The 3,266-nt window shown below is 61.2% G+C and carries 5 protein-coding genes; all 5 read left to right on the top strand.

Annotated elements, in window-relative coordinates:
• The first annotated feature begins 144 nt into the window (after positions 1–144).
• The 5 genes from QP904_RS11700 (at position 145) to QP904_RS11680 (ending at position 3,067) form a co-directional block, all read left to right on the top strand.
• Positions 145–1,329, top strand: a complete 1,185-nt coding sequence (locus QP904_RS11700; protein WP_248100434.1) for an Nramp family divalent metal transporter — start codon at positions 145–147, stop codon at positions 1,327–1,329.
• A gap of 20 nt (positions 1,330–1,349) precedes the next feature.
• Entirely contained in the window at positions 1,350–1,739 is a 390-nt protein-coding gene (locus QP904_RS11695; RefSeq protein ID WP_005292595.1) for an NUDIX hydrolase, read from the top strand.
• Positions 1,740–1,801: 62 nt separating this feature from the next.
• The gene (locus QP904_RS11690; RefSeq protein ID WP_005292598.1) at positions 1,802–2,377 is read left to right on the top strand and encodes a TetR/AcrR family transcriptional regulator; all 576 of its coding nucleotides are present in this window, start codon (positions 1,802–1,804) and stop codon (positions 2,375–2,377) included.
• Complete coding sequence (locus QP904_RS11685; RefSeq protein ID WP_005292602.1) at positions 2,374–2,736, top strand: DoxX family protein; 363 nt, start codon at positions 2,374–2,376, stop codon at positions 2,734–2,736. The genes QP904_RS11690 and QP904_RS11685 overlap by 4 nt, the downstream gene beginning before the upstream one ends.
• A gap of 88 nt (positions 2,737–2,824) precedes the next feature.
• Positions 2,825–3,067, top strand: coding sequence for a YlcI/YnfO family protein (locus QP904_RS11680; RefSeq protein WP_005292604.1), 243 nt, complete (start codon positions 2,825–2,827; stop codon positions 3,065–3,067).
• Positions 3,068–3,266: the final 199 nt, after the last annotated feature.

Genomic DNA, 3,266 nt, shown 5'->3' with positions numbered 1-3,266 from the left:
ATCCTCGGCGGCGCAACCCCACGTGAAATACTTAACGAACTATTCAAGCGTGGCGCATCCACCGCTTGATTCCGCCCCCTGGCTTGAACATATGGCGATGAAAACTAGACTTCAAGTAGTTGAACTTTTGGTATGGAGATGCCTATGCGTAAGACCTTAATCAGCCTCACCGGCCCCGCCTTCGTTGCTGCAGTGGCTTACGTCGACCCCGGCAACGTAGCCGCCAACATCAGCGCCGGCTCCCACTACGGCTACCTCCTGGTGTGGGTACTCGTCGTGGCCAACCTCATGGCCATGTTCATCCAGTACCACTCCGCCAAACTGGGCCTAGTCACCCACCGCTCCCTGCCGGAAATCATGGGCGAGCGTCTCTCCCGCCGCGCGCGCCTAGGCATGTGGGCCCAGGCCGAGCTCATCGCCGCGGCCACCGACCTCGCCGAAGTCATCGGCGGCGCCATTGCCCTGCAACTCCTCTTCAACCTCCCCCTGTTCGCGGGCGCGCTCATCATCGGCGCGGTCTCCATCATTCTCCTCATCTTCCAGAAGAAGAACCAGTGGTTCGAGGGGCTTGTCATCGGCCTGCTCCTGGTCATCTGCATCGGCTTCCTTGCCGGCCTCGCCATCGCCCCGCCCGACCCCGCCGACGTGGCCGGCGGCCTCATCCCCCACCTAGAGGGCAAGGACAGCATCCTGCTGGCCGCCTCCATGTTGGGCGCCACCGTCATGCCGCACGCCATTTACCTACACTCCTCCCTGACCAAGCAGCGCTACCCCGACCTGGAAATCCCCCACGTGCTGGCCGGCACCCGCGCGGACATCGCCGTGGCGCTGTCCATCGCCGGGCTCGTCAACGTGGGCCTGCTGGTCCTGGCGGGCTCGGCCCTCTACGGCGTGGACGGCACAGAGACCATCTCCGGGGCCCACACGGCGATTGCCAGCCACCTCGGCCCGCTGGCCGGCGTTCTCTTCGCCATCGGCCTGCTGGCCAGCGGCCTCGCCTCGACGTCAGTGGGCGCCTACGCCGGCTCCGAAATCATGGACGGCCTGCTTCACATCAAGGTCCCCCTACTAGTCCGCCGCCTGGTCACGCTCATCCCGGCGCTGGTCATCATCGGCTGCGGGGTCGACCCCACTATGGCACTGGTGGTCAGCCAGGCACTTCTTTCCCTGGGCATCCCCTTCGCCATCATCCCGCTTTTCCGCTATGCCGGCTCCCGGGACGTCATGGGTGAGTTCGCCGCGAAACCCTGGTCTATGGCCGTGGGCTGGACGCTTGCCGCGCTGGTCATCGCACTCAATCTCGCCCTCGTGCTCCTGCCGCTGCTCTAGGCCGCCTACAATCAGCAGCCATGATTGAAGTAGCAGCCGTCGTCATCCGCAACCCACAAGGCCACGTGCTTACCGTGCGCAAGAAGTCCTCCACCAAGTACCAACTGCCCGGCGGCAAGCCCGAGGCGGGCGAGGCGCTTGTCGACGCCGCCCTGCGCGAAGTTGCCGAAGAAGTAGGCCTCACCCTCGACGCCGAGAGCCTCAACAAACTCGGCACCTTCGACGCTCCCGCCGCCAACGAACCGGGCGAGGTCGTCGTCGGCACCATCTTCACCTACACCCGCACCGTCACCGCCGACGAACCCCATGCCGCCGCCGAAATCGGCGACACCGCCTGGGTCAACCCAGCAGCCCCCGACCGCGAGCTTGCACACCTGCTGCGCGACCGCGTCTTCCCCACGCTGGCCTAGCGCCAACTGTCAACACTTCGGCGTCATTGACCTCGAAACCATCAAGAGCTACCCTTTTGAACATGTTCACTGAACACGTTCACTCATCGCGCTCGGCCGCCAAAGCTGGCACCGTCAGCAAGGTCCTAGCCACCGCCTACGAACTCTTCCTCACTCAGGGCTACGCCACCACCAGCATCCGGACTATCGCATCCGAAGCTGGCGTTAGCGTGGGAACCGTCATGGGAGTCGGCGACAAACAAACGCTGCTCATCCGCACCATTGGCCAACACATTTCAGAACTCCACGATGACATCCGGGGACAATCCGATAGCCTTCTCGATGTCCTGAGACCTTTCCTCCAGATGTTTACCGGCCACGAAGAGCTCTCCCGCGCCTTTGGCGCAGCACTCATCCAACAAGGCAATCAAGGCGAAGCGCTCACCGCACTCAAAACGCTCCTGACCGATGAAATCACCCTGCGACTCGGCACCAGGCTCAGCAGCGCCGATGCGGCCGAGTACGCCGACCTGCTGTACAACGTCTACCTCGGCTTACTCATCGGCTGGGCCGCCGGAATCTACGACACCGAGCACCTCACATCCCAAGCCGCCTCATCGATCGAACGCCTCAACACCGCATTCGGAGTAACCCAATGATCCTAGAATCTTCCCCAGCCTGGCCCTCCCTTCTACTAGCAGCCATTCTGCTTGGCGACGCCGCCCTCTCCCTCAAACCAGTCCCCTTCATCGAAGCCTGCCTCAGCGGCGTCAAACTCCCCAAGGACTGGTGGTGGGCGCTCATTGTCATCAAGTGCCTCGCCGCCGTAGGACTCATTGCCGGCCTCTGGTTCCCCGGCGTAGGAATCACAGCCATGATTGGAGTCATCGCCTATTTCTGCGCGGCCGCAGCAGCCCATGTCCGCGCCCACTTCCTCGGTAGCGCATTCTGGATCAACTGCTTAGGCATGCTCGCATTCTCCATCGGAGTACTGATCCTGACGCTCGCACTGAATTAAGACACCAGTCAACCTTTCACGGCTTCCTGAAGGCAGATACATCATTGCACCTCTTGAATGATGACTTGATGCTTTCTACCCTAAAGGTATGCGCACGACGATAAACCTCCCGCCGAAACTCCTTGAAGAAACGAAGGTCCAAGCCAAAGCCAACAATGTCACTTTGAGCTCATACGTCGAAGAGGCGGTCCGCGCTGCCCTCAAGAAGGAAGCCCGCATCAGTACCGAAGACACCCCCGTTAACCTGCCCTCCTTCGATTGCGGCGGACCGGCTCTAGTTGATCTCAGCAACAAAGAAGCTGTGTGGGCGGTACTCGATGATCATTCCTGATGTCAACATTCTCGTTTATGCCTTCCACTCCGCTGCACCGCAACATAAACCCGCTCAACAATGGCTAAGTAGTGCTCTAAATCGGCATGAAACAATTGGACTCCTGGATGTTGTGGCAACGGGCGTGCTGTCAAGGGGTGAATGCGCCACTTCGACCGGGAGGTAGTTGTGACGCGTTGGACTCCGAAGGATGTTAAGG

The sequence above is a fragment of the Corynebacterium nasorum genome (assembly GCF_030229765.1).
GTDB lineage: Bacteria > Actinomycetota > Actinomycetes > Mycobacteriales > Mycobacteriaceae > Corynebacterium > Corynebacterium kefirresidentii.
Note: the sequence above shows the minus strand (reverse complement) of the source record. Positions and strands in the feature narration are given on the sequence as shown.

Excerpts from the sequence above, each read along its gene's own strand:
- QP904_RS11695 (WP_005292595.1), top strand. The coding sequence starts at position 1,350 with ATGATTGAAGTAGCAGCCGTCGTCATCCGCAACCCACAAGGCCACGTG.
- QP904_RS11690 (WP_005292598.1), top strand. The coding sequence starts at position 1,802 with ATGTTCACTGAACACGTTCACTCATCGCGCTCGGCCGCCAAAGCTGGC.
- QP904_RS11700 (WP_248100434.1), top strand. The coding sequence starts at position 145 with ATGCGTAAGACCTTAATCAGCCTCACCGGCCCCGCCTTCGTTGCTGCA.
- QP904_RS11685 (WP_005292602.1), top strand. The coding sequence starts at position 2,374 with ATGATCCTAGAATCTTCCCCAGCCTGGCCCTCCCTTCTACTAGCAGCC.
- QP904_RS11680 (WP_005292604.1), top strand. The coding sequence starts at position 2,825 with ATGCGCACGACGATAAACCTCCCGCCGAAACTCCTTGAAGAAACGAAG.